20 protein-coding genes and 3 tRNA genes are annotated in these 24631 nt (G+C 68.9%); 7 read left to right on the top strand and 16 right to left on the bottom strand.

Translation table 11 applies throughout. The features are described from left to right. Nucleotides 1-257: 257 nt before the first annotated feature. Nucleotides 258-731 carry a deoxyuridine 5'-triphosphate nucleotidohydrolase gene (locus B9H04_RS05765; protein ID WP_085682527.1) on the bottom strand — a complete coding sequence of 158 codons (474 nt, stop codon included), beginning with the start codon at nt 729-731 and terminating at the stop codon, nt 258-260. Between the two features lie 275 nt (nt 732-1006). Between B9H04_RS05765 and B9H04_RS05760 the strand changes: the two genes are divergently transcribed. Continuing rightward, nucleotides 1007-2992 (top strand): aconitate hydratase, encoded by a 1986-nt coding sequence (locus B9H04_RS05760; RefSeq protein WP_085682526.1) that lies wholly within the window; start codon nt 1007-1009, stop codon nt 2990-2992. 134 nt (nt 2993-3126) lie between these two features. Here the strand turns inward: B9H04_RS05760 and B9H04_RS05755 are convergent, their stop codons facing one another. From B9H04_RS05755 to B9H04_RS05720, 8 genes are all read right to left on the bottom strand, one after another. Next, nucleotides 3127-3780 carry a 30S ribosomal protein S7 gene (locus B9H04_RS05755; protein WP_049932207.1) on the bottom strand — a complete coding sequence of 218 codons (654 nt, stop codon included), beginning with the start codon at nt 3778-3780 and terminating at the stop codon, nt 3127-3129. Continuing rightward, nucleotides 3777-4205: a 30S ribosomal protein S12 gene (locus tag B9H04_RS05750; RefSeq protein ID WP_006111505.1), complete on the bottom strand. Its 429-nt coding sequence runs from the start codon at nt 4203-4205 to the stop codon at nt 3777-3779. The genes B9H04_RS05755 and B9H04_RS05750 overlap by 4 nt, the downstream gene beginning before the upstream one ends. Before the next feature lie 260 nt (nt 4206-4465). Continuing rightward, nucleotides 4466-4885, bottom strand: coding sequence for a NusA-like transcription termination signal-binding factor (locus tag B9H04_RS05745; protein ID WP_049932204.1), 420 nt, complete (start codon nt 4883-4885; stop codon nt 4466-4468). Then, nucleotides 4885-6099, bottom strand: a complete 1215-nt coding sequence (rpoA2, locus tag B9H04_RS05740) for a DNA-directed RNA polymerase subunit A'' (RefSeq protein WP_049932202.1) — start codon at nt 6097-6099, stop codon at nt 4885-4887. Before rpoA2 ends, B9H04_RS05745 begins: the two co-directional genes overlap by 1 nt. After that, a complete protein-coding gene (locus B9H04_RS05735) occupies nt 6092-9019 on the bottom strand; it encodes a DNA-directed RNA polymerase subunit A' (RefSeq protein WP_085682525.1) in 2928 nt (975 codons plus the stop codon). Before B9H04_RS05735 ends, rpoA2 begins: the two co-directional genes overlap by 8 nt. Nucleotides 9020-9025: 6 nt before the next feature. Beyond that, nucleotides 9026-10855, bottom strand: a complete 1830-nt coding sequence (rpoB, locus tag B9H04_RS05730; protein ID WP_004599095.1) for a DNA-directed RNA polymerase subunit B — start codon at nt 10853-10855, stop codon at nt 9026-9028. Nucleotides 10856-10857: 2 nt separating this feature from the next. Continuing rightward, nucleotides 10858-12423 (bottom strand): DNA-directed RNA polymerase subunit B'', encoded by a 1566-nt coding sequence (locus B9H04_RS05725; protein WP_006111499.1) that lies wholly within the window; start codon nt 12421-12423, stop codon nt 10858-10860. Continuing rightward, nucleotides 12420-12650, bottom strand: coding sequence for a DNA-directed RNA polymerase subunit H (locus B9H04_RS05720; RefSeq protein WP_004599097.1), 231 nt, complete (start codon nt 12648-12650; stop codon nt 12420-12422). Before B9H04_RS05720 ends, B9H04_RS05725 begins: the two co-directional genes overlap by 4 nt. 239 nt (nt 12651-12889) lie before the next feature. Between B9H04_RS05720 and B9H04_RS05715 the strand changes: the two genes are divergently transcribed. Further along, nucleotides 12890-12962 (top strand) — tRNA-Asp (locus tag B9H04_RS05715). Between the two features lie 30 nt (nt 12963-12992). Beyond that, nucleotides 12993-13065 (top strand) — tRNA-Asp (locus B9H04_RS05710). A 212-nt stretch (nt 13066-13277) separates the two neighbouring features. Here B9H04_RS05710 and B9H04_RS05705 read toward each other — a convergent pair. The 3 genes from B9H04_RS05705 to B9H04_RS05695 form a co-directional block, all read right to left on the bottom strand. Next, entirely contained in the window at nt 13278-14282 is a 1005-nt protein-coding gene (locus B9H04_RS05705; protein ID WP_049932199.1) for a histone deacetylase family protein, read from the bottom strand. Next, a complete protein-coding gene (locus tag B9H04_RS05700; RefSeq protein ID WP_049932198.1) occupies nt 14283-14714 on the bottom strand; it encodes a histone family protein in 432 nt (143 codons plus the stop codon). A gap of 89 nt (nt 14715-14803) precedes the next feature. Next, nucleotides 14804-16294 (bottom strand): single-stranded DNA binding protein, encoded by a 1491-nt coding sequence (locus B9H04_RS05695; RefSeq protein ID WP_211277036.1) that lies wholly within the window; start codon nt 16292-16294, stop codon nt 14804-14806. Between the two features lie 246 nt (nt 16295-16540). Here B9H04_RS05695 and B9H04_RS05690 point away from each other — a divergent pair. Further along, nucleotides 16541-16613 (top strand) — tRNA-Arg (locus tag B9H04_RS05690). Nucleotides 16614-16949: 336 nt separating this feature from the next. On the opposite strand, the gene B9H04_RS05685 is transcribed toward B9H04_RS05690, so the two are convergent. Continuing rightward, nucleotides 16950-18785: a cation:proton antiporter gene (locus tag B9H04_RS05685; RefSeq protein ID WP_085682523.1), complete on the bottom strand. Its 1836-nt coding sequence runs from the start codon at nt 18783-18785 to the stop codon at nt 16950-16952. 152 nt (nt 18786-18937) lie between these two features. On the opposite strand from B9H04_RS05685, the gene B9H04_RS18595 reads away from it, so the two are divergent. The 3 genes from B9H04_RS18595 to B9H04_RS05675 all read left to right on the top strand — a co-directional run bounded on the left by B9H04_RS18595 (nt 18938) and on the right by B9H04_RS05675 (nt 20338). Then, nucleotides 18938-19081: a hypothetical protein gene (locus tag B9H04_RS18595; protein ID WP_155120041.1), complete on the top strand. Its 144-nt coding sequence runs from the start codon at nt 18938-18940 to the stop codon at nt 19079-19081. Nucleotides 19082-19275: 194 nt separating this feature from the next. After that, nucleotides 19276-19524: a hypothetical protein gene (locus B9H04_RS05680; protein WP_248648658.1), complete on the top strand. Its 249-nt coding sequence runs from the start codon at nt 19276-19278 to the stop codon at nt 19522-19524. A 133-nt stretch (nt 19525-19657) separates the two neighbouring features. Further along, complete coding sequence (locus tag B9H04_RS05675; protein ID WP_085682522.1) at nt 19658-20338, top strand: hypothetical protein; 681 nt, start codon at nt 19658-19660, stop codon at nt 20336-20338. A 38-nt stretch (nt 20339-20376) separates the two neighbouring features. Here B9H04_RS05675 and azf read toward each other — a convergent pair whose 3' ends face one another. From azf to mutS, 3 genes are all read right to left on the bottom strand, one after another. Continuing rightward, nucleotides 20377-21270, bottom strand: coding sequence for an NAD-dependent glucose-6-phosphate dehydrogenase Azf (gene azf, locus B9H04_RS05670; protein WP_085682521.1), 894 nt, complete (start codon nt 21268-21270; stop codon nt 20377-20379). Between the two features lie 120 nt (nt 21271-21390). Beyond that, complete coding sequence (locus B9H04_RS05665) at nt 21391-21741, bottom strand: cell division protein SepF (RefSeq protein WP_049932189.1); 351 nt, start codon at nt 21739-21741, stop codon at nt 21391-21393. Between the two features lie 69 nt (nt 21742-21810). After that, on the bottom strand, nt 21811-24621 hold the full coding sequence (gene mutS, locus B9H04_RS05660) for a DNA mismatch repair protein MutS (protein WP_085682520.1): 2811 nt from the start codon (nt 24619-24621) through the stop codon (nt 21811-21813). Nucleotides 24622-24631: the final 10 nt, after the last annotated feature.

Raw genomic sequence — 24631 nt, 5'->3', positions numbered from 1 at the left:
CTACCTCCGCTTGTTTCAGGTGACGCTTCGCTTGGAGGGCCGAAGCGTCAGCGGGGACCTACTGAACGACACGCTCGTGCCACCTTTTCCCGGCACGGGCGTGCCGTTCGTTCCTTTGACTCCCGAGCTACGGGTGTTCCGTCCGTTTGCGACGACGGCGTGGTAGTGGTGGAAGCGCTCGTCACCGACCGGTGCGCCCAGCGGCGTCGCACTCGCGCGCGGCGGTGGATGTGGCCGACGGGCGCCAACCGATCGTTTCAGAGGTTCTCTTGCTGGTACGCGCCGTCGTACGTCCCGTCGTGGTCGGCCTCTGCGAGCACCAGCTGCGCGATCCGCGCGCCCGGCTCGATCTCGATCGGGTGTCCCACGTCGAGGCGCCCCTCGCCGACCCCCTCGTAGCCCGCGTCCCACACCGCGGTGTCGAGGGTACAGGCGTTCCGCAGCAGCGTCGAGCGCGGGAGGACGAAGCCGATCCGCTCGTCCGGGATCCGCACCGGCTCGCCGTACCGGACGACGTAGCTCCCGCGTTCGCGCCGGTAACAGTCGCCCCGCGGCTCCAGCTCCCGGCGCTCGCCCACGCGCTTCCCGTCGCGCCCGAGCCGGCCCGGTTCCGCCTGTTCGAACAGCGCGTCGACGGTGAGGTCGACGCCGTTCGGCTGTCGCTGCGCGTCGTCGAGGTCGGCGCCGGCCGCGGAGAGCGCCGCCGCGACCGCGGCTCCCGAATCGAACATGCGCGTCCGGAACCGCGGCCGAGCCTAAACGGTGTCGACCGCGCCGCGGGTCGCTCGCGCGGAAAGCGGCAGCTCTCGCCGGAGGCGCTGAGACGGTGGTTTTCGGCCGTTTCAGGCGTTTAATGACCTAAAATACTCGGCACGGCTACGTATTTCACGGTGTATGGTACCACTGTGAGTTCACAGCGAACGTTGCCGCATCGGACGATCTAACACGGTCGATCTTCGGGAAACTCGCGGGTTTTATATCCACGGGAGAGCCAACTGCGGATGATATGGGACAAACGATTACAGAGAAGATCCTCGATGAGCATCTCGTCGAGGGCGAGCTGACGCCCGGCGAGGAGATCGGCATCGAGATAGACCAAGTGCTGACGCAGGACACCACGGGGACGATGGTGTGGCTCCAGTTCGAGGCCCTCGAAATGGACGAGGTCCAGACGGAGCTGGCCGCGCAGTACTGCGACCACCAGACGTACCAGTTCGACTTCAAGAACACCGACGACCACCGCTTCCTCCGCTCCGCGGCCGGCACGTACGGCGCGTACTTCTCGCGGCCCGGCAACGGTATCTGCCACCAAGTCCACAAGGAGAACTTCGCGGCGCCCGGCAAGACGCTGCTCGGCTCCGACTCGCACACGCCGACCCCCGGCGGGCTCGGCCAGCTCGCGATCGGCGCCGGCGGGCTCGACATCGCCGTCGCGATGGGCGGCGGCCCCTACTACGTCGAGATGCCGGAGGTCGTCAACGTCCACCTCGAGGGCGAGCTCCCCGAGTGGGCGACCGCGAAGGACATCGCGCTCCACCTGCTCGGCGAGCTGACCGTCAAGGGCGGCGTCGGCAAGATCTTCGAGTACACCGGCCCCGGCGCCGAGAAGCTCACGATCCCCGAGCGCACCACGATCACGAACCTCGGCACCGAGCTCGGCGCCACCTCCTCGATCTTCGCGACCGACGAGAAGACGAAGGACTGGCTCGCGCGCCAGGACCGCGAGGACGAGTTCGTCGACCTCCAGCCCGACGAGGACGCGGAGTACGCGGAGACGATCGAGGTCGACCTGACCGAGCTCGAGCCGCTCGTGGCCGCCCCCTCGATGCCCGACAACGTCGCCCCCGTCAGCGAGTACGAGGGCACCGACGTCGAGCAGGTCATCGTCGGCTCCTGTACCAACGGCGCCTACGAGGACATCCTCCCCAGCGCGAAGATGCTGGAGGACCGCGAGGTCGCCAAGCAGACCGAGATGATCGTCGCGCCCGGCTCGAAGCAGGCCTCCGAGATGCTGGCACGCGAGGGCTGGACCGCGGAGATGATGGCGGCCGGCGTCAACTTCTCCGAGGCGACCTGCGGCGCGTGTACCGGCATCGGTCACGTGCCCGCCTCCGACTCCGTCTCGCTGCGCACCTTCAACCGCAACTTCGAGGGCCGCTCGGGCATCGAGGACGACTCCGTCTTCCTCTGCTCGCCCGAGGTCGCCACCGCGGCGGCCATCACCGGCGAGATCGTCGACCCGCGTGACCTCGCGGACGAGCTCGGCGACCTCGAAGCGCCCGGTCTCGAAATGGGTACGAAGTACGGCCCCGGCATGGGAGAGGACGACTCCGACATCATCTCGCCCGACGAGGCGATCGACGACGGGCTCGTCAAGGGTCCGAACATCGGCGACGTGCCGCTGAAGGACGACATCGACGTGGACGGCGGCGAGGCCCTCCTCAAGATGGAGGACAACATCACCACCGACCACATCATCCCGGCGACGGCGGACATCCTGAAGTTCCGCTCGAACATCGAGAAGCTCTCCGAGTTCACGCTCTCGCGCGTCGACGACACGTTCGCCGACCGCGCGCTCGACGCCGACGGCGGCGTCCTCGTGGCCGGCGAGAACTACGGCCAGGGCTCCTCGCGCGAACACGCCGCGCTCTGTCCGATGTACCTCGGCATCGAGGCCGTCTTCGCGCAGAGCTTCGCCCGCATCCACAAGGCGAACCTGTTCAACTTCGGGATCGTCCCGCTGGCGATCGACGAGGAGACGTACGAGGAGATCGACCAGGGCGACGACCTCGAAATCGTCGACGACGTGCCCGCGGGCGTCCGCTCCGGGCAGGAGGAGTTCACCGTGAGCGTCAACGGCGAGTGGGAGTTCACCGCCGACCTCGACGCCTCCGAGCGCGAGCGCGACATCCTCGCGGCCGGCGGCAAGCTCTCGTGGGTCAAACAGCAGCACGCCGACGGCGGCTCCGGCGCAACGCCGGCCGACGACTGACGCCGCGACCGCGCGGCCGAACCCGACTTTCTTTTTTCGCTCCTCACCAGCGGCGGCGACGCGCCCGACGCGGCGAGATCGAGGCGGACCCGTCGGTGGGCGGTCGGAAAGAGATGTAGAAAACGCCGGCGGCGTCAGCGGGCCGCGGCGGCGACGCGTTCGCGCTCCTCCTTCTGCGAGATGGAGTAGGAGCCCTCGACGTCGTAGTCGGCGGCGGCGACGAGTTCGTTCGCGAGCGCCTCGGCGGCGGCGGTCGTCGACTTGTACGTCGCGCTCGCGACGGCGTCGGAGATGAAGAGCAACGCCTGATCGACGCGGCGCTGGGGCGCGACGTCGACCGCCTTCGGGACAGAGATGCCGCCGTACTTCAGGCGGACGGTCTCCTCGCGGGGCGCGGCGTTCTCGACGGCGCTCACGAGGATCTGGACCGGGTTCTCCTCGGTCCGGTCGTGAACGATGTCGAAGGCGTCGCGGACGATCCGCGTCGCCTGCTGTTTCTTCCCGGTGTTCTCCTCGGTCTGCATCAGGCGGTTGATCAGCCGCTCGACCAGGGAGATCTCCGACTTCTTGAACTGCTTCGACGCGTGGCGGCCCATCGTGTGCGCGATGGGCGTCACCGTCATGTACCGCTTCGTCGAGGGATCCTCGTAGGCGATCTCGGTGACGTCCCAGACGCCGAACAGCTTGGCGTTCTCGTTGGCGGCCTCGCTCGACGCGGGCGCGTCCGGGTCCGGCTCCTCGGCGGCGACGTCCTCCTCGGACGGCGCCTCGGTTTCCTCGCCGCTCATCTGACCGGCTTCTCCGCGTTGCCGCGAACCAGTTCGATCATCGACACGCCGTTGACCTTCTCGACTTTGTAGTTGACGCCGGAGAGGTCGCCCATCGCGCGACCCTTCGCGCCGCCGATCCCGGCGATCGTGACCTCGTCGTGCTCGTCGATGAACGAGATCGCGCCGTCACCGGGGCAGAACGCGGTGACCTGCTTCCCGTTTTTGATGAGCTGAACCCGGACGCACTTTCGGATCGCCGAGTTCGGCTGCTTTGCCTCGATGCCGACCTTTTCGAGGACGATGCCGCGCGCCTGCGGGGCACCCTCCAGGGGGTCGGACTTCGTCTTGAGCCCGCGCTCGCGCCGAGCGTACTCGGAGTCGGACCAGCGTCGCTTCTGCCGGTCCTTTTTGAGCTTACGGGCCGCGTACTTGCCGTTCGCCATCGTACGTCTACTTCCGAACGGAGCTACTTAAGCGTCGTCTTTCGCCGCCGCGAAACGCCCTCAGATTCCCCGAGCGGTACCTCTCGACGGATCTGAGGGCGTTTCGCGGCGGAACGACGGGCGCAAAACAACGTTGAGGCGATAAGCCGCCGAGAGACGCGTTCGTTCTCCGGTCGAAGCCGGCGGAAGAGTGCGCGGGTTCGGGCGCCCTCGGCGCGCGAACCGGGGGACCCGGGACGACCGGCGGAGCGTCGCTCCCCTCAGGTCAGCTGTACGTCGTCGACGTCGTAGTGACGCTCGGCGAGCCGGCGGGCGGTCTCGATGTTCGCACCCTCCGCGCCGATGGCGACGCCGCGGTCCGCCTCCGGAACCTCGACGTACGCCACGCGGTCGTTCTGCTCCGAGATGGTGACCGCGTTGACGGCCGCCGGCGCGAGCGTGCTCGCGACGAACGCCTCGGCGGTGTCGGCGTCCTCGACTAGTTCGATCGACTTGTCGAGCCGCCGCTCCGCCTCCGTGACGGTCTCGCCGGCCTGCCCGATCGCGGCCGCCATCTCGCCCGCGGGTACCACGAACACGAGCCGGTCGCCCTCCACGAGGCAGTCGGTCGGCGTGACGCCGGTCAGCTCGTCGAACCGACCGATGTAGCGCCGCGCCTCGTCGGAGAGCTCGACGCGCATTAGTCGTCGCTCACGACGCGCGACCCCATCCGGAGGTCGACGTCGCCGGTCCCCATCGAGATGGGCTTGCCGGCGATGACGTTCTCGATGACCCCGTCGAGGTCGTCGTACTCGCCGTGGATCGCGGCGTCGAGCAGGTGGTTCACCGTCACCTCGAACGCCGCGCGCGCCAGCACGGAGTCCTTGTTGCCGGAGATGCCGTGCCGGCCGATGGACTCGATCTCGCCGTTGTTCGTCATGATGTCGGCGACGAGCATGAGGTGGCGGACGTTCACGTCGTCGAGCCCCTGCTCTTCGAGCGTGTTCTTCGTCTCGTCGATGATCGTCTCGCGGGCCGCCTCGACGCCGAGGTTGCGGTAGATCTCGTGGATGTTGTTACACGTCGTCCGCGAGGCGTCGACGCCCTCGATGTCGAGGGTGTCGCCGAACGCCGACCCCTCGGTGTAGAGGACGAACTCCTCGTCGCCGTCGATCTCCTCTTTGCGGATGACGACGCGCTCGATCTCTTCGATCCCCTTGAAGACGATCTCCCGGAGCCGCTCGACGAGTTGGAGCAGCTCGCGGTAGCTCGGCTCGTTGGGGCCGAACTCGATCACGGTGCCGGCCTGCCGGGCGTCGACGCCTAACGCGTCCTCGATCGTCTCGGCGATGATCCCCGCGATCTCCGTCGGGTCGGAGTGGGTGGGCCACCGCTCCAAGAGGGTGTCGTCGTTTAAATCGATCCGGACCAGCATGTCCGCGACGTTGGTCGATACGTCGCCGAGCGCGAGGATGCGCGTCGCCTCGATCGACCAGACGACCTCGTGGGCCTTCTCGCGATCCGTCGCGTACTCCCCGTCGAGGTGGACCGTCATCATCGGCGTGTCCGGCGTCTTCCGGGCGTCCACCAGCTCGATGAGTCGGGGGAGCCCCTGCGTGACGTCGATTTCTGCGACGCCAGCGTAGTGAAAAGTATTCATTGTCATCTGAGTACCGGGTTCACCAATCGATTGGGCAGAAACAGTGCCCACAGGGTCCAAGGGATCAACCCGCGTCTGCTCGTAGCGGTTCTCGACGCCCTCGGCGATGTCGGTCGCCTGCTCGATGGTGACCTCGCCGGCCTCCTCGGCCTTCCGGTCGATCGCCTCGTACACCTTCGTCCTGAGTCGGCGGGGGAGCTCGGTCGCCTCCACGACCGCCTCCATGTCGTCGGTGACGTTGTCGTACTCAGTCATCGGACTCCACCCCCGGCCCGCCGGCCTTGTTGAGTCCCGGCCCGGCGTGCTCCGAGAGGTTCGTCGGCGGCTCGCGCTCGCCGAGGAACCGCTCCTTCTCCTCGTCGGAGGCGAACTCCGCGTCGACCACGCGGTCGACGATCCCGTCGACGTCGATGCCGTCCTCCTCGCCGGAGGAGACCTTCACGGGCGAGGTGCCGTCCTCGCCGAACTCGAACTGGACGATCCGGCCCGAGGTGTCCCGGACCGTGCCGTCGTACTGCGCCTCCAGCGCGGAGAGCGCGTTGATGAGCCGACGCTGGAGGTAACCGGACTTGGAGGTCCGGACCGCCGTGTCGACGAGCCCCTCGCGGCCGCCCATCGCGTGGAAGAAGAACTCCTGCGGGGTGAGCCCGCCGCGGTAGGAGTTTTCCACGAAGCCGTGCGCCTCAGAGGAGAGGTCGTTCGGTCGGTAGTGCGAGAGCGTCCGGTCCTCGTAGCCGCGGTTGATCCGCTCGCCGCGGACCGCCTGCTGGCCGACCGACCCGGCCATCTGCGTCAGGTTCAGCATCGAACCGCGGGCGCCCGAGCGCGCCATCACGACCGCCGGGTTGTCGTCGCCGAAGTGCTGGTCGGCGATCTCCCCGGCCGAGTCGCGGGCCTTCCCGAGCGTCTGCATGATCTTCATCTCGAGCGTCTCGTCGACGCCGCGGCCCGGCAGCGACTCCAGCTCGTCGGCCTCGTACGTCGCGATGAGCTCCTGAACGCGGTCGTAGGCGCTCTCGATCGCTTCGTCGACCTGCTCTTCGGCCTCCGGCGGGATCGACTCGTCGTCGATCCCGATCGAGAACCCGAAGTTCATGATCGCGCGCATCGCCAGCGACGCGATCTCGTTGATGAACACGCGGGCGCGGGTCTCGCCGTACTCCTTCGTGAGCGTGTCGACGACCTCGCCGCCGAACGCGCCGACCGCGTCCTCGTCGATGGTCCCCTCTATCAGCTGTCCGTCCTCGATGACGACGCTGTCGCCGGCCGAGGAGGTAAAGGAGAGGTCGAGGTCGTCCGGGAGCAGCTCCGAGAACAGCGTCCGGCCGGTCCAGAACTCGCGGCCGTCGTCGTCGACGCCGTCCGCCTCGGGCAGTTCGTCCACGCGCGTGGCGCGGAGCAGGTCCAGCGCCTGCGTCTCCGTGAACTCGGGGTTCGAGTGGGTGAGCAGGTAGGTGCCGGAGATGTGGTCCTGGATCGCGCCGATGATGTTCCCGCCGAACCGGGGCGAGAGGATCTGCTCTTGGACGCGCATGAGGACGCGGGCCTCGGCGCGGGCCTCCTCGTTTTGGAGCGCGTGCATGTTCATCTCGTCGCCGTCGAAGTCGGCGTTGTACGGCGGGCAGACGACGGTGTTGAGCCGGAACGTCTTGTACGGCATCACCACGACCTCGTGGGCCATGATGGACATCCGGTGGAGCGACGGCTGTCGGTTGAAGATCACGATGTCGCCGTCCACGAGGTGGCGGTTCACCTCCCAGTCGGCCTCGACCTTCTCGGCGAGCTCCTCGCAGTTCTTCTCGGTCACCTTCAGCCGGCGGCCGTCGGGACGGCGCACGTAGTTCGCGCCGGGGTGGGCCTCGGGCCCGTTGCGTACGTACTGCCGCGCCTCCTCGACGTTGCGCTCGGTGACGTTGAGCGTCTGGGTCATCTCCTTGGCGACCCGGTCCGGAACGCCGACCTCATTCAGCGAGAGGGTCGGGTCCGGCGAGATGACGGTCCGGGCGGAGAAGTTGACGCGCTTCCCGGAGAGCGAGCCGCGGAAGCGGCCCTCCTTCCCTTTCAGCCGCTGACTGAGGGTCTTGAGGGGACGGCCGGAGCGGTGTCGCGCCGGCGGTGTCCCGCTGATCTCGTTGTCGACGAAGGTTGTGACGTGGTACTGGAGCAGCTCCCAGAGGTCCTCGATGATCAGCTGCGGGGCGCCGGCCTCGCGGTTCTCCATGAACCGCTGGTTGATCCGGATGATGTCGACCAGCTTGTGGGTGAGGTCGTCCTCGGAGCGCTGGCCGTTGTCGAGCGTGATCGAGGGACGAGTGGTCACCGGCGGGACCGGGAGCACCGTCAGGATCATCCACTCGGGGCGGGAGTGCTCGGAGTCGATGCCGAGGACCTCGAGGTCCTCGTCCGGGATGTCCTCGAACCAGTCGCGGATGTCCGAGGGCATCAGCTTGTTCATGTCCTCCTCGGTGAGGTCGACGTCCAGCGCCTTCTCGATGGCGCGGCGGTCCTCCTTGCGCGGGCGGAACTCGCCGGCCATGATCTCGTTGATCCGGTCGACGGCGATGTCCGTCTTCTCGGCGAGCTCCTGCGGCGAGGTGCCCGGGTCGTCCTCCTCCTCATCGGGCTGCATCGCGGCCGCGATTCGCTCGGAGTAGTCTCCGGAGAGCACGTCCTGAACCTCGTAGTAGGTGGTCGGCTTCTCGTGTTTGATGTCCGCCTGCGGCTCGCCGCAGAACGGACACGTCGACGCCTTGCGGGCCTGCCGGACGGCGGCCTTCAGCACGTCGTGTTCGTCGTCGCCGAGCTCCTTCGCCCGCTCGTAGCGGTCGCGGAACTCGTCGCGCTGGGCGTCGTCCAGGGCGAGCCGACCGCACTCGCGGCACGTCGAGCGCAGCAGCCGCCGGATGAGCTTCGTGAAGCCCACGTGGATGACCGGCGCGGCCAGCTCGATGTGGCCGAAGTGGCCGTTACAGGAGCCGGAGTGCGAGCCGCAGGTCCGGCACTCCAGGCCGGGGTCGATGACCCCCAGTCGCGGGTCCATCAGCCCCATGTCGATCGGATAGCCGTCGTCGTCGTACGTGTCGGCCGTGATCACCTTCGTCGCGGACATGTCCCGGTACGTCTCCGGGTCCATGAGGCCGAAGTCGATCCCGCCGAGCACTTTCGGTGTTTGCATTGACATCTAAATCGCGTCCTCCAGTTCGAGTTTCGGTCGGATGCCGAGGGCGATCATCTCGTCGAGCAGCAGCTTGAACGCGTAGCTGACCTCCAGCTCGTGGATGTCGTCCTCGTCGCCCGTGACCGGGTCGTACACGCGGCGCTGCTCGCGGTCCTCGACGGCGACGAGCCCGGTCTCCGCTGAGACGTGGACCGTCTCGGCGTCAGAGGACTCCAGCAGCCGCTCGTTGAGCACCATCGACGCGCCGTGGCCGATGATCGTGTCGCGCTCCATCTCCCCGACGCGCAGCCCGCCCTCGCGGGCGCGCCCCTCGGTCGGCTGGCGCGTGAGCACCTGGACCGGCCCGCGCGAGCGGGCGTGGAGCTTGTTCGACACCATGTGGTACAGCTTGTGGTAGAAGATCGTCCCGACGAAGATCTCGGCGTCGATCTTCTCGCCGGTGACGCCGGAGTACATGACCTCCTTGCCGGAGGACTCGAAGCCGTACTCCTCCAGCTGACCGCGGAGCTCCTCCTCGTCTTCCCCCTGGAACGGCGTCCCGTCGACGCGCGAGCCGCGGAGCGAGCCGACCTTCCCGCCGAGCATCTCCAGCACGTGGCCGACCGTCATCCGCGACGGCAGCGCGTGCGGATTCATCACGAGGTCCGGGACGACCCCCTCCTCGGTGAACGGCATGTCCTCCTGGGGCGCGAGGTGGCCGACGACGCCCTTCTGTCCGTGTCGGGACGCGAACTTGTCGCCCAGTTCGGGGACGCGCTGGTCGCGCACCTTCACCTTCGAGAGCTTGGAGCCGTCCTCGCCTTCCATCAGCGTCACCGTGTCGACGACGCCCGATTCGCCCGAGCGCATCGTCACGGAGGTCTCGCGGCGCTTCTGCGGTGAGAGCCCGCCCATGTCGTCCGGCTCTTCAAGGAAGCGCGGCGGGCTGGTCTTCCCGAGCAGGACGGACGACTCGTCGACCTTCGTCTCGGGGTTGACGAGGCCGTCCTCGTCGAGGTGGGTGTACGCGTCCTCGCCGCGCGCGCCGCGAACGTCCTGGTCCGGAATCTCGAAGCGGTCCTCCTGGCCGCCGGGGTACCGGCGCTCCTCGCCCTCGTAGGTCCGGAAGAAGTGCGAGCGGGTGAGCGCGCGGTCGACGGAGCCCTGGTTCATCACCAGCGCGTCCTCGATGTTGAAGCCCTCGTAGGACATCACGGCGACGACGAAGTTCTGCGCCGCCGGCCGCTTGTCGAAGCTGATCTGGTCGGACGTCTGCGTCTTCACCATCGCCAGCTGCGGGTAGTGCAGGAGGTGCTGACGTGTGTCCGGCCGGATGCGGTAGTTGGCCGAGGGGAGCCCGAGCGACTGCTTCATCATCCCCGCGCCCATGGTGATCCGCGGGCTCGCGTTGTGCTCGGGGTACGGAATCATCCCCGCGCCGATGCCGAAGACGAGCTGCGGGTCGATCTCGAGGTGCGTGTGGTCCTCGGTCACGTCCTCCTCGTCGACCGCGACGAGGATGTCCTCCTCCTCCTCCGCGTCGATGAACTCGACGTAGCCGCGCTCGACGAGGTCCTCGAACTCGACGTCGCCGCGTTCGAGGGCCTCGATCTCCTCGTCGCCGAGGAGCGGCTCGCCGTTCTCGACGACGATGAGCGGGCGTCGCGCCCGCCCCGCGTCGGCGTTGACGATGACCTCGCGGGTCCGGTCTTTCACCGAGACGTTCACCATCTCCGAGACGTCGCCGCGGCGGCGCGCCTCGCGTATCTGTTCGGCGAGCTCGTCCGGGTTCTCGTGGGTGCCGACGAGGCTCCCGTTGACGTACACCTTCGCTTCGCGTTCTGCTTGTGCCATGATCAGTCGTCCGCCGTCTGTCGTTCGACGCCCTCGATGCCGGGGATCCCCTCGACACCCATCGACGCCAGTTCTCGTTTCAGCCCCTGTTCGTCCTCGACCGTCTGCGAGAGCTCCATCGCCTGCGCGAAGTTCTTCACGAGCCCGCAGTTCGGCCCCTCCGGCGTCTCGGAGGGACAGATGCGACCCCACTGGGTCGCGTGGAGGTCCCGCGCCTCGAAGTGCGGCTGCGACCGCGACAGCGGCGAGCGCAGGCGCCGCAGGTGCGAGAGCACGCCCATGTAGTCGGTCCGGTCGACGAGCTGGGAGACGCCCGAGCGGCCGCCGACCCAGTTCCCCGTCGCGATCGGGTGTTCGAGGCGCTCGGTCAGCACGTCGGAGCGGACCACCGTGTTGACGGTGAGCTGCCGGTTCCGCATGTTCGCGCGCTCCAGCTGGTACTTCACGTCGCGCGCCAGCTTGTTGAGAGCGGTCCGGAACAGGTCGCGCATCAGGTCGCCGGAGACCTTCAGGCGCTTGTTCGCGTAGTGGTCCTTGTCGTCGGCCTCGCGGCGGTCGAGAGCGAGCTCGAAGCACGCCTCGGCCATCCGGCAGAGGTAGTACGCCTTGTTGATCCGCACGTCCTCCTCGTCGACGCCCTCCTCGTGGAGGTGCGGGAGGAGGTAGCGGTCGATGACGTAGTTCGCCCGCTTGAGCTGGTAGTTCTTCCCCTGACCGCTCGCGACGCGCTCGCCGAGGGTCTCGATTGCCTCCTCGGTCGTCTGGACCGAGGCCTCCTCTAAGTTCTCCAGCATGAACTTCACGATCTCGGGGTCGTCCGAGACGCGGTGGACGATCTCCTCGTCGGATTCGAGCCCGAGCGCGCGGACGAGCGTCACGAAGTCGATGGAGCCGGAGACGGAGGGGAACGACACTTCGAGCAGCCCCTCGCGGTTGCGTTCACAGAGCACTAAGGCGCGGTAGCCCCGGCGCTGGGAGAACGTCTTCGCGACCTGGATCTCGTCGCCGTACTTCGAGTCGTACTCGGCGAGGATCTTGTTCGGCGCCAGGTCCTCCGAGGTCATCAGCACGCGCTCGGAGCCGTTGACGATGAAGTAGCCGCCGGGGTCGACGGGGTCCTCGCCGATGTCGATGAGCTCCTCGTCGGAAAAGCCCGCCATGTTACACTTGTCCGAGCCGACCATGATCGGCATCCGACCGACCTTCGTCTCGGTCGTGTCGACGACCTGCTCCGGTTCGTCCTCGCCGCCGCGGACGATGGACATCTCCATGAACACGGGCGCCGAGTAGGTGATGTTGCGGAGGCGCGCCTCCTGGGGATAGAGCAGCTCCTCGGAGCCGTCGGCCTCGCGGACGCGCGGGGTGACCATCCGCACGTCGCCGAGCTCGACGTAGACGGGCTCCTGGCCCTCCTTGTCGCCGATGTCCGTCTCGATCGTCTCCTTCTCGTCGACGACTTCCTGCATGCCGCGGTCCAGGAAGTTGTTGAACGAGCGGAAGTGGTGTTCGGCGAGCCGTTCGTCGGAGAAGTATTCGCGTGAAACCACGCGTCGGTCTTGCCTGTTCATGAGACGACCAGTCGATACACGACCGCCTCGTCGGTCGTGCGGGAGTCGCGGACGATCTTCACCACGTCCCCGACCTCGGCCTCGTCGGGGAGCGCGGGATCCGTGCGTTTGATCTTCGGTAAGTTCGTTTTCTTCACGTCGTACTCCGCCAGGACCTCTTCGACCTCCTCGGGGTCGTCGAGGAGGACGTGGTCCGGGACGAGTTCGTGTTGGCTTACGTCTACCATGGGTGCTGGTGGTGGGGAGAAGCTATCACGAGATACTACAGGTAGGTATATGCGCCAGCGTCATAAGACTTACCAAGCGCCGCCGCGCGCGGCTCACGGGTCGCGGGGCGTTCGACACTCCCACACACGCGAGGTTGACACAAAAGGATATCGGAGGCAACCCCCCTGTCACCGGACCCCATCCTCGTCGGCGATGACAAGCCTTATTTGCCAGACAGGGATACGAACTGGTACGACAAGCCCGGATGGTGTAGTGGCCCATCATACGACCCTGTCACGGTCGTGACGCGGGTTCAAATCCCGCTCCGGGCGTCCCCGGTTTCGGGGCGCTGTCGCTTGGTTGCCCGGATGGTGTAGTGGCCCATCATACGACCCTGTCACGGTCGTGACGCGGGTTCAAATCCCGCTCCGGGCGTTTCTGCTGTCGCAATTGCGAGCGAGGAGCGGTAGCGACGAGTGAGTACCGCGACAGCAGGAACCGTCGAAGGGATTTGAATCAGGGAGTGAAGCGAGCGTAGCGAGCGGAACGACCGGGGTTCAAATCCCGCTCCGGGCGTTTCTGTCGACGCCGACTACGAGCGAGGAGCGGCAGCGACGGGCGAGTCCGGCGTCGACCCATCTTCCGGGCTACAGGTCCAGTTCCGCCCGCAGGTCGTCGACGAGGGACTCGGTCTTCGCGTCCGGGTCCTCGTCGGTGTCGACCGGGGGGCGCCCGTCGTACGTCTCGTGGACCATCGAGACCCCCTCGGCGAGCGTGTCGAGGCCGTATCCGCCCTCCAGCACGTACGCGTGGGCGGCGCCGGCGTCATCGGCGAGCGTCCGGATCCGGTCGGTCAACAGCGCGTACCCCTCCGAGGAGACGCGCATCCGCGAGATGGGGTCGTGGCGGTGCGCGTCGAACCCCGCCGAGACGATCAGCAGGTCGGGGTCGAACCGATCGATCGCAGGCCCGATCCCCTCGTCGACGGCGTAGAGGTAGTCGGCGTCGCCGGCACCGGCCGCCAGCGGGAGGTTCACGGTCGTCCCGTCGCCGTCTCCCTCGCCGGTCTCGTCGAGGTCCCCCGTGTCCGGGTAGAGGCCGTCCTCGTGGATCGACGCGTAGAGGACGTCGCCGCGGTCGTAGAAGATGTCCTGCGTGCCGTTCCCGTGGTGCACGTCCCAGTCGAAGATCGCGACGCGGTCAGCGAGGTCCTCGTCAAGGGCGGTCTGGGCCGCGACGGCGGCGTTGTTGAAGAAGCAGAACCCCATCGCGTCGTCGGTGACGGCGTGGTGGCCCGGCGGGCGGCCGATCGCGAACGGGGTCTGCCGCCCGGTCGAGCCGTCGAGCGCCGCGCGGGCGGCCCACTGGGCGAGCCCGGCCGAGGTGAGCGCCGCGTCCCACGTCCCGTCGCTGGCAACGGTGTCGGGGTCCCAGCTGCCGCCGCCGTCCGCGACGAACGACTCCAGTTCGTCGACGTAATCGGGGTCATGAACGGCCGAGACGGCCGCCTTCGCCGCGGGATCGGCCTCGACGTACTCGACGCCGTGCCGCTTCGCGAGACCGCGGCGGATCGCGCGGAGTCGGTCCGGGTTCTCCGGGTGTCGCTCGCCGGTGTCGTGGTCGAGACACCGCTCGCTGTAGCCAAACTGCATCTACTCGAACAACGCGAAGTACGTCTCGATGTCCTCGGCCTGTACGGTCCGTCGGTCCGCGTGCCGGGCCAGCGTCGCGGCCGCGCTCGCGACGTTGTCGGCGTAGTCTTCCAAAATGTCGGCCAGCGCGACGCGCGCGTCGACGCCGACCCGATAGCGGTCGTCGATCCGGAGTCGAGCGATCCGGTCGATGGGCGCGACCGGGAGCGTGAGATCCTCCCGGCCGACGACCTGCTCGACGCCGAAGTCCGCGGCCATCAGCGTCTTCCGGCCGTCCGCGGTCGCCTGCTCGGCCGCGTCGACGGCGAGCTCGGCGCCGTGCGATTGGATCCGTCGCGCGAGCTCCTCGGCGGCGTCCGCGCTGACGCGGAGTTCCCCCGCGTTCCGCCGGATGATCCCGTCGACCGGCGCGAACGGTAACTCGACACTCATACACACAGTCGCGTCCGTGTGTCGTATAACGCTTTCCGTTACCCGCTTTGCCGCCGGATCCGGACGAGCCGCCGCGGCGGTCGGGCGCGTCAGAAGACGTCGTCGGCGTCGATGGTCCCGTCGCGCTCCGGGCCGCGGACGGTTATCCCCTCGCCGAGCCGGAGGCTCGCGTCGGTGTCGACCGATTTCGTCTGCTGTCCGTCGTCGAGCACGACCGGGTCCCCGGTCTGGACGACCGTGCCGGTGAACTCGACGGCGCCGTCCGATCGCTCCGCCGCCGCGGTCGCCGCGCCGCCGCTCGCACCGCTCCCTTCCTCGTCGCCGGCCTCACCGGCGACGGCCTCGGCCGCCGCCTTCTTGCCGTCATCGGAGAAGGCACCGAGACCGGTTTCGTTCGACCCGCGGCCGTCTCCGTCGCCCCCGGTGCTTCCGGCCCCGGACGCGCCGCCCGCGACGCCGGCCGCCGCGTCGCTCCCCTCGTCGAGGACGGAGACGGTCGAGCGCCAGTTCGCGGACGCCTCGAGGTCGTCCTGCCAGCCGTCCTGGATCTCGACGTCGGTGAAGACGACCCGGTCGGCCAGTTCGATCTCGCGGTCGGCCTTGTCGCCCCACAGCGCGACGCGGATCTCGCCGGTCTCGTCTTTGATCCGGACGTTGCGGACCTGTCCCTCGCTGCCGTCGTCGCGGTCGAACGTCCGCTTCGGGTCGGTCTCGATGACGCCGCCCCCGATGTCGACGGTCTGGCCGATCTCGAGGTCGGCGATGTCGGTGGTCTCCGGGACGTACTCGACGTCCTCGTCGACGCGCTCGACCGTGCCGCGGTCGCCGACGTGGAGCTCCAGGTCGCCGTCGCGCTCGCGGACGTAGCCGTCGCCGACCTCGACGACCTCGCCCGCCGCGAACTCCTCGGCGAGGTCGGCCTTCCCGTCCCAGAGCGTGACGCGCACGCGCCCCGTCTCGTCGCCGAGCGTGAGGTTGGCGACGCGTCCCTCGCTGCCGTCGTCGCGGTCGAACGTCCGGATCGAGTCGGTGTCTAACACCTGCCCCACGAGGTCCACGTCGGACGCCCCGAGCGTCAGGTCCTCGACGCGGTAGGTGTCGAGCACTTGGACGTCGACCTCGGCGTCCTCGTCCGGCTCGACCTTGTCCGCGCTCACTTCGAGGCCGCTGTACCCCTCCTTGGGACGGCCCATGACGCGGAGGACCTGCCCGACTTCGAGCTCCTCCTCGGCCGCCGCGGCCATGTCGTCCCACAGTGCGACCCGGACGGAGCCGGAGGCGTCGGCGACATCGACGTTACACACGCGACCCTCCTCCGCGTCCTCGTCGTCGCGCTCGAAGGTCCGGATCTCGCCGATGGCTGTCACCTTGCCGAGGAACTTCACCTCGTTCATCCCCGGTTCGATGTCGGCGATGGTGTCGGCCTCCTCGTCGCGCAGCTCGTGTGCGATGAGCATCGCGGCGGTCTCCTCGTCCGCGAGCCCGCCCATCTGCTCGACCTTGTCCTCGACGGCGGCCTCGAACTCCTCGAACTCGACGTCGGTGTCGAGGTCCTCGTACACCTCCTCTATGGCGCCCATACTCGTCCCTCCGTGGTCGACGGGTTCGCGCATAAGCGTTGCCGTTGGCCGGGGGGCGCGCCGGACACCCCCCGGTCGGCACGGGGACCGGAGCGGGTCGCGGTCGCGGCTCGAAAGCGTCTCATGGGCGTTCATGGGTCCCGTCGATACAAAAGGTGTTCATCCGGCACGGGGAGTATGCGGACCGCAGGCACGCGGCCGCCGGACCGTAACCGTCTTAAGTTCCACCGCGATACGTAGAGATGAGTCCTGGTAGGGTAGTGGACTATCCTCTTGGCTTGCGGAGCCAGGGACCGGAGTTCAAATCTCCGTCAGGACGTTTTCGGACAAACCAAACGGCGAGCGTAGCGAGCCGTGCGTGTGTCCGAAAACTCCGCGAAGATTTGAGCAGGAAAGTCGCAGCGGCCGAGCGAAGCGAGGCCGAACGGCTTTCCGAGTTCAAATCTCCGTCAGGACGCTCACTTTGCGGCTGCCTCACTTCGTTCGGCAGCGACTGCGTTCGGTCCCGACGTGCCCGACGCTTGTTTCACTCGCGTCGGACTCCGTCGAGACGTTTCGGCCACACCAAACGACGGGCGCAGTGGAGAGTATGTCGCCCCCGCGACTGGGGCTCAGAGCCGGTCACCCTCACTCCACGGGCGATCTGACCGAGCTGTTAATCGTGCGGGTGGAACCGCTCCCTCGCTCGGCGGACCCCGTCGGTGGCGCCGATGAACGTCACGCTGTCGCCCATTTCGAGGACGCTGTCGGCCGAGGGAACGCGGTTCTCGCCGTCGCGGCTGATCACGGCGACGAAGGTGTCGTCCGGGATCCGCGCGTTGAGGTCGCGGATGCTCTTCCCCGCCAATTCGCGAGAGGTCACCTCAACCTCCTGAACGTCGTGGCTGTCGCCGAGCTCGTTCATCCAGTGGGTGAGCGCGGGGCGTTCTATCTCGTCGTCGATGGCCGCCGCGGTCGCCGTCGTGGCGTCGATGCCGGTGACGCCGATGCTGTCGAAGGCGTCGACGTTGTCCGGGTCGTTCACCCGTGAGTAGACGGACGCAACGTCGAACTTGGTGATGGCGAGCTGGCACGCGAGGAGATTGATGTCGTCGTCGGCCGTCGTCGTGATGAACCGCTTCGCGTCGTCGATGTCGGCGGCGCGAAGCGCCTCCGTGTCACTGCCGTCCCCCTCGTAGACGGTGAACCCCTCTGCGCGCGCCCGTTCGGCGACGTCCGGGTCCGTCTCGACGACGACGACGTACTCGCCCCTGTTCTCCAGTCGCGTGGCGAGCGCCTGACCGACCCGGCCCCCGCCGATGATTATCGTGCGCATTGGTGACACTCCGAGAAACTCTCCGATCTGCCGCGCGAACCCCGCCTCGACGAGGACCGTCGCGAAGATGACCGCGAACACCGTGCCGACGAGCAGTTCGCCGGCGGCGATGCTGCCAGCGAGCTCCAACTCGATGGCGAACAGCGTCGCCACGCTCGCCGGGATGATCCCCCGCGGCCCGACGGTCGCGATGAACAGGCGCTCCGGGCGGGTGAACCGCTCGACGCTGAACGTCGCGAGGAACGCACCGAGGGGTCGCAAGACGAGCATGATGACGGCGACGATCGCGATCACGCCGACCCCGAGGCCGGCGATCGCCTCGACGTCGATCAGCGCTGCGAGCGAGATGAAGACGAAGGATAAGACGATCGTGGTGGTGTTCTCCGCGAACGTCTCTATCTCCTCGCGGTTGTCGATCCCGAGGTTCCCGAGGAGGGTCCCGCTCGTCGCCGCCGCCGCGATGCCCGCCTCCGCGGCGACGGCCTCGGCGGCCGCGAACGAGCCGATCGCGGCCGACAGCACGAGGAACTGCGACGCCTGTACGTCGCGTTCGGGGACGATGTCGCTGTCCAGTAACAGGTAGATGATCCCCGTGGCGAGCAGCCCCGCGGCGACCCCGACGCCGAACCGCTGGAGGAACGAGAGCACCGTCGCGGGGACGCCGAGGTCATCGAGCAGCAGCGTCTCGAAGATGACGACCGCGACGATCGCGGCCGTCACGTCGTTGACGATCCCCTCCGTCTCCAGCGCGGTCGCGACGTGGTCCCGCACCCGGACCACGTTGAGGATCGGCGTGATGACGGTCGGGCCGGTCGCCACCAGCAGCGCGCCGATCAGCAGCGCGATCTCCCACGTGCCGTCCGTGAACGCGCGGACCGCCGCCGCGGTGCCGAGGAACATCACGACCGCGCTGATCGTCACCAGCCGGAGCGACACCGTCGACGCGCGGCGGATCCGGTCGATCCGGAGCGCGAACGCCCCCTCGAAGACGATGATCGCGACACTGAGTCCGACGATGATCTCCAGTCCCTCACCGAACGTCTCCAGCGTGACGAGGCCGAGCAGCTCGGGTCCGAGCACCACGCCGATTGCGAGGTAGAAAATGACGCTCGGCACCCGGAGCCGGTGAGCGAGCAGCTGGACCGCGAGCCCCGAGACGAGAATCACCGCGATCACTGGGAGTAGACTACTGGACACGTCGATCGACAGTACGACCCCCCACGTGGTTAGTGTACTGGTGGATCCGCCGACGCCGAGCGGAGTGGCGGAGACCGGCCACGACATTGGTTTCCACACACGGGAAACTATTAATCCGGTTCCGTCACACGGTGAACGTACGCCCAGTCGGTCCCCACCGCCGGGTCGAATCCATGACCGTCCGCGACCCCATTCCGACGTTCGCCCCCCGCTGGAGCGTCCGGAAACGGGTCCGCGGGCCGGTCGCCGCTCTCCTCGGTGCCGTCGCCGCGTGACCCCGACGCGGGGGCGGCCCGCTCGCTGCCGACGCGAGCGACCGCTTCTACCGGACTGCTCTCGACACCGATCCGTCGCCCTCCGACCGCGCGGTGCGGTCTCCGGCGGCCGAACTGACGCCGACCGCGAGGCGCACGCCTCGCACCACCACCCCAATCCGACGATGACAGCAGATCGACCCCCCTCCAGACGCATGGTTCGCCCCGACCTGTACGCGTGCCCGCACCCGACCGAGTCCCTCCCGTCGCTCGGCGCGACGATCGCCTTGGCGGCGCTGCCGGCCGTGGTGGTCGGGGTCCTCGCGTTTCCGATCGCGGCCGCGGTTGCGCTGGCGGCCCTCGCCGGCGCGGTCGTCGGCGCGGCGCTCCACCGACGGTATCCGAGCGCGGTCGGCCAGACGCTCCGCCTCCCGGCCGACGACGCGAGCATCCGAGAGACCTGACCGACCCCGCTGACACACGAACCCTCCGCCTCCCGCTGACTCACGAACCCTCCGCCTCCTGCTGACGCTCCGCCCTCCCCCGAGCCGTTCGCGGAACTCGACATTTATCACTCGCCGCCACCGACCGCGACGCGTGAGCGACCGCGACTCGGAGGCACGGAGCGACCGCGGGGACGCCGTCCATCGCGATCGCGTCGTCGCCGGCGCCACGCTGTTCAACGAGGGGCACCCCCTCGCGGCGCGTCACGTCTGGGAAGCGGCGGGGGCGTCGATCGATGACGGCGGCGGGGAAGACGCAGAGCGACCGGAGGACGCCGAGCGACTGCTTCGGGGGCTGACCGCGACCGCGACGGCGACGCACCGCGCGGCCGACGGCGACGAGCCGGGCGCTTCCGAGCGCGCGGCGGACGCCGTCACGGCGCTGACGGCGGACTCCGACTCGCTGGGGGTCGCGATGGCCCCCGTCCGGGAGTGGGCTGAGCGGCTCGCCGAGGCGCCAGAGGCGACGGGGCCGGCGACGCCGCCGCGGATCCGCGTCGACGGCGAGACGCCGACGTTCGGCGATCTGTCGCTCGGGGCGGCGGGTCTCGCGGTGCCGGCGCTCGCGGCGACGGGCGGGCCGGGCGACGCAGCGACGCTCGCGACCGCGGCCGAGTTCGCGTCCGCGGAGCGCGGGACCGGGCGGACCGAGTTCGCCGAACTGCTGCTCGCGTACCTGCGGACGCCGGACGCGCGGCCGCAGGTGGCCGCGCGACTGGGCGACCACGTGGAGCGAGAAGAGCGGAAGCGGCGGGACGTCGAGGACCTGTTCTAGCGGCGCGGTCCGGCGCGAGGGCGGCCGGCGGCGGCCGCTCAGGCGTCGTCGCTCGGCGCGTCCGGGGCAGCCGGGAAGTTGGGCTCAGCGGGCGCGTCGGCGGCGTCCGCGCCGGCGGCGTAGCGGCCGCCGTTCGTCTCGGTGTCGCGGTCCGGCTTGGGTTCGCCCTCGAAGGTGTAGTCGCCCGAGTTGTCCGCGGGGTCGTAGCCCAGCGCCTCGCGGGCTCGCTCGATGGAGTAGTAGCGCCGGTCGTTGTCCGAGATGCCGTACACGACCTCGTAGCCGTACGTCGCCCGGAGACAGCGGTCGAACAGGTGCGCGCAGTCGCGGTGCGAGAGCCACATCGCCTGCCCCCGCTCGTACTCGCGGGGCGGGTGGTCCTTGGTGAGGTTCCCGATGCGGACGCAGACGACGCTCATGTCGAACTCGTCGTGGTAGAAGCGGCCGAGCGACTCGCCGGCCGCCTTCGAGACGCCGTAGAGGTTGCCGGGGCGCGGGAGTTCGCTCCCGTCGAGCCGGTACTCGTCTTCGGGGCGGTACAGGTCGGGCGTCCGCTCGTCGGTCTCGTAGCCGCCGACGGCGTGGTTCGAGGAGGCGAACGCGAACTTCTCGACGCCGGCCTCGGCGGCGGCGCGCATCACGACCTGCGTCCCGTCGATGTTGTTCCGGAGGACGGAGTCCCACGGCGCCGTCTTCCGCGGGTCGCCGGCGAGGTGGATCACCGCGCCGACGTCGGCGATCGCCTCGCGGACGGCGCGCTCGTCGGTGATGTCGGCGACGTACCGGTCGGCGTCGGTGACCCCGTCGGGCACCTTCGCCGCCGGGAGCGGCTCGCGGTCGAGGAGCCGCCAGTCGTAGTCGTCGCCGATACCGCGGAGGATGGCCTGTCCCACCCGTCCGCCGGCGCCCGTCAGCAGTACCGGCTCGTCCATTCGACTCTACGTGGGCGGGAGAACGGCATATATGACACGGTTCGACCGGTACGCCCGAATGCCGGCCGCGAGGCCGGGGTCACGAGAGGAAAACGGGGACGAGCGGTCGGGAGGGCGCGCCTATAGCTTCTGCCGCGAGACCTTGACGCCGGTGGGGGTGACGATGATCTGGTCGTCGCCCTTCTGGACGATGTCGCCGTCGACCTCCTGGACGACCTGCCGGAGCTCGTCGTAGACGTGTTCTATCGTCCGGTCCGACGTGGAGTGGCGGGTGATGTCGGCGATGACGAAGTCGCCGTCGTACACCGCGTCCTTGATCGGGATGACGTCGCTCTGGTCGGCGATCTCCGCGAAGTGTACCTGCGTGTCCGTTTCCGCGTGCGCGTCGGCGAAGTCGTCCGCGTCGAGTTCGACGTAGTCGTCGACGGAGCGGCTCCCACCCCCGCCGAGGATCTTGCTCATGATGCCCATACACACCACACGACGAGGTCGGACATTAGTTCTTACGTCAGACGCACCCCCCGGCGAGCGGACGCGGCCTCAGTCGAGTCGCTCCTGCCACTCTTGGACCTGCGAGAGCAGCTCCACCGGGGGCGTCTCCGCGACGTCGACGTCGCTCAGCTCCTCGATCACGGCGCGGGTCTCGGCGTCGAGCCGCTCGGCCGCCTCGGCGTCGGATCCGGTCGCTGCGGTCTTCGCAGCGCCGCCGGAGCCGCCGGATTCGACCGACGTGTCCGCGGAATTGCCTCCGTTCCGACGCGCGTTCGAGGGCTGGGCGTCCGCCCCCGTTTCCCCGTCGGCGTCGGACGCGTCCGAGAACGACCCGGACGAGAGGTCGAACACGACCTGCTGGGTGCCGCCTTCGCCGTCGCCGCCGGCGCCCCTGCGGCTCCCGTTTCTCCCGGTCCGCGAGCCGCGGGCTTCGATCGCCTTCTCCTCGCGGAGCCGGTCAAGGACCTCGTCCGCGCGGGAGACGACGGGGTCCGGGACGCCGGCGAGGTCGGCGACGTGGACGCCGTACGAGCGGTTGGTCGGGCCGTCCCGGACGGTGCGGAGGAACGTCACCTCGCCGTCGCGCTCGTCGACGGCGACGTGGACGTTCTCGACGCGCGGAAGGTGGTCGGCGAGCGTCGTCAGCTCGTGGTAGTGGGTGGCGAAAAGGGTGCGCGCGCGGACCTCGTTGTGGAGGTACTCGGTCGCGGCCCACGCGATGGAGATGCCGTCGTAGGTGGCGGTGCCGCGGCCGCCCTCGTCGAGGATGACCAGCGAGTCCTCGGTGGCCGAGTGGAGGATGTTCGACAGCTCCTGCATCTCCACCATGAACGTCGATCGACCCTGCGCCAGCTCGTCGAGCGCGCCGACACGCGTGTAGATGCCGTCGACGAGCCCCACCTCGGCGGCTCGCGCGGGGACGAACGAGCCCGCCTGCGCGAGCAGCTGGATCAGCGCAGCCTGCCGCATGTACGTCGACTTGCCGCCCCTGTTCGGGCCGGTAACGATGAGGAAGCCGCGGTCGGCGTCGAGCCGCCGGTCGTTCGGGGCGAAGTCGGTCGTCCCCTCGACGACGGGGTGGCGGCCGGCCTCCACGTCGAGCCGGCGCTCCGTCGTCAGCTCCGGGCGCGTCCAGTCGCGACGCGCGGCGTGGGTCGCGAGCGAGGCGAGCGCGTCGAGCTCGGCGACCGCTCGTCCGGCGTCCTGAAGCAGTTCGGCGCGTTCGGCGACGCGCTCGCGGAGCTCCTCGAACAGCTCGTACTCCAGATCGCCGCGGGCCTCCTCCAGGCGGAGGACCTCCCGCTCCTTCTCCGCGAGCTCGTCGGTGACGAACCGCTTCGAGTTCTTCAGCGTCTTGATCTCGCGGTAGTGCTCGGGCACCTGATCGGCGACCGACTTGCCGACCTGAATGTAGTAGCCGTCCGTCTTGTTGCGGTCGACGGTGACGTGGCTGAGCCCGTGCTCTCGCTTCTCGCGCTCCGCGAGCCCGTCGAGCCACGAGTTCACGCCCTCGTGGCGGTCGATCAGGTCGTCGAGCTCGTCGTCGTAGCCGCGCTTCAGGAGTCCGCCGCTCGTCTTCGCCTTGGGCGGATCCTCGGCGAGGGCGTCGGCGAGCTCTTCCCGGAGCGCGGCCGCGCGGTCGTGGTCGACCCTACCGAGCACGGCGGCCGCGGGCGAGTCGGCGAGGGCGGTGTCGTCGAGCGCGTCCGCGAGGGCGGGCAGCAGCGCGAGCGTGTCGCGGATCGAGAGCAGTTCGCGCGCGCCCGCGCTCCCGCTCGTCGTGCGCGCCGCGAGCCGTTCGAGGTCGTACGCGTCGCCGAGCACCTCGCGGAGCCGGTCGCGCGCGAGCGCCGCGGACGCCAGCGCCTCGACCGCGTCGAGCCGGTCGTCGAGCGTCTCGCGGTCACGTCGCGGCCGGGTGAGCCACTCGCGGAGTAGCCGCCCGCCGGCGGCCGTGAGTGTGTGGTCCACCGTGTCGAACAGCGAGCCGTCGGCGTCGCCCCGCATCGTCTCCGTGATCTCGAGGTTGCGCTGCGTGGTCGCGTCCACGTCGACGCGGTCGTCCGCGCCGTACGCCGTCAGGCGGGTCATCGAGGCCAACACGCCCGCCCCCGTCTCCTCGACGTACGAGAGGACCGCGCCCGCGGCGCGGACGGCGAGCTTCGAGTCGAGCCCGACGCTGTCGGTCGTCTCGCGGCCGAACTGCTCGCGCACCGCGTGTTCCGCGCGCCCGGCCGCAAACGCCTCCGCGTCGAAGGCGGTGACGCGTCCCGAGAGGTCCTCGCGGACCGCCCCGAGCAGGCCGTCGTCGTTCCGGACCTGCGGACCGGGCAGCACCTCGGCCGGGTCGAACCGGTACAGCTCCGCGCGCAGGTCGCCCCCGTCGTCGACGGTCGTGGCGAGGAACCGCCCCGTGGTCACGTCGGCGAACGCGAGGCCGTACGGCCCGTCGTCGGCGGGTCCGTCCGCCGCGCCGCGCCCGTCCTCCTCGCGGACGACCGCCGCGAGGTAGCGCGCGTCGTCGTCGCTCGTCTCCAACACCGTGCCCGGCGTGACGACGCGGACGATCTCGCGGGCGTGGTCGCCGCCCTCGGTCTCGTACTGGTCCGCGACCGCGACCCGGTAGCCGCGCTCGACCAAGGCGTTCACGTACGGCGTCAGCTCCGAGAGGGGCACGCCCGCCATCGGGTACGACGAGCCGTGGGAGGACTTCTGCGAGATCGACAGATCGAGCTCGTCGGCGACCAACTCCGCGTCGTCCGCAAAGAACTCGTAGAAGTCGCCGCACTGCATCGCGAGGACGTCCGCGTCCGTCTCCGCCTTGAGATCGAGGAACTCCCCGACGATCCCCGTTGCCATATGTCTCTAC

Origin of the sequence: Halorubrum ezzemoulense DSM 17463 (assembly GCF_002114285.1) — an archaeon.
In the GTDB taxonomy this organism is placed as follows: domain Archaea; phylum Halobacteriota; class Halobacteria; order Halobacteriales; family Haloferacaceae; genus Halorubrum; species Halorubrum ezzemoulense.
This window is presented reverse-complemented; position numbering and strand designations above follow the sequence as displayed.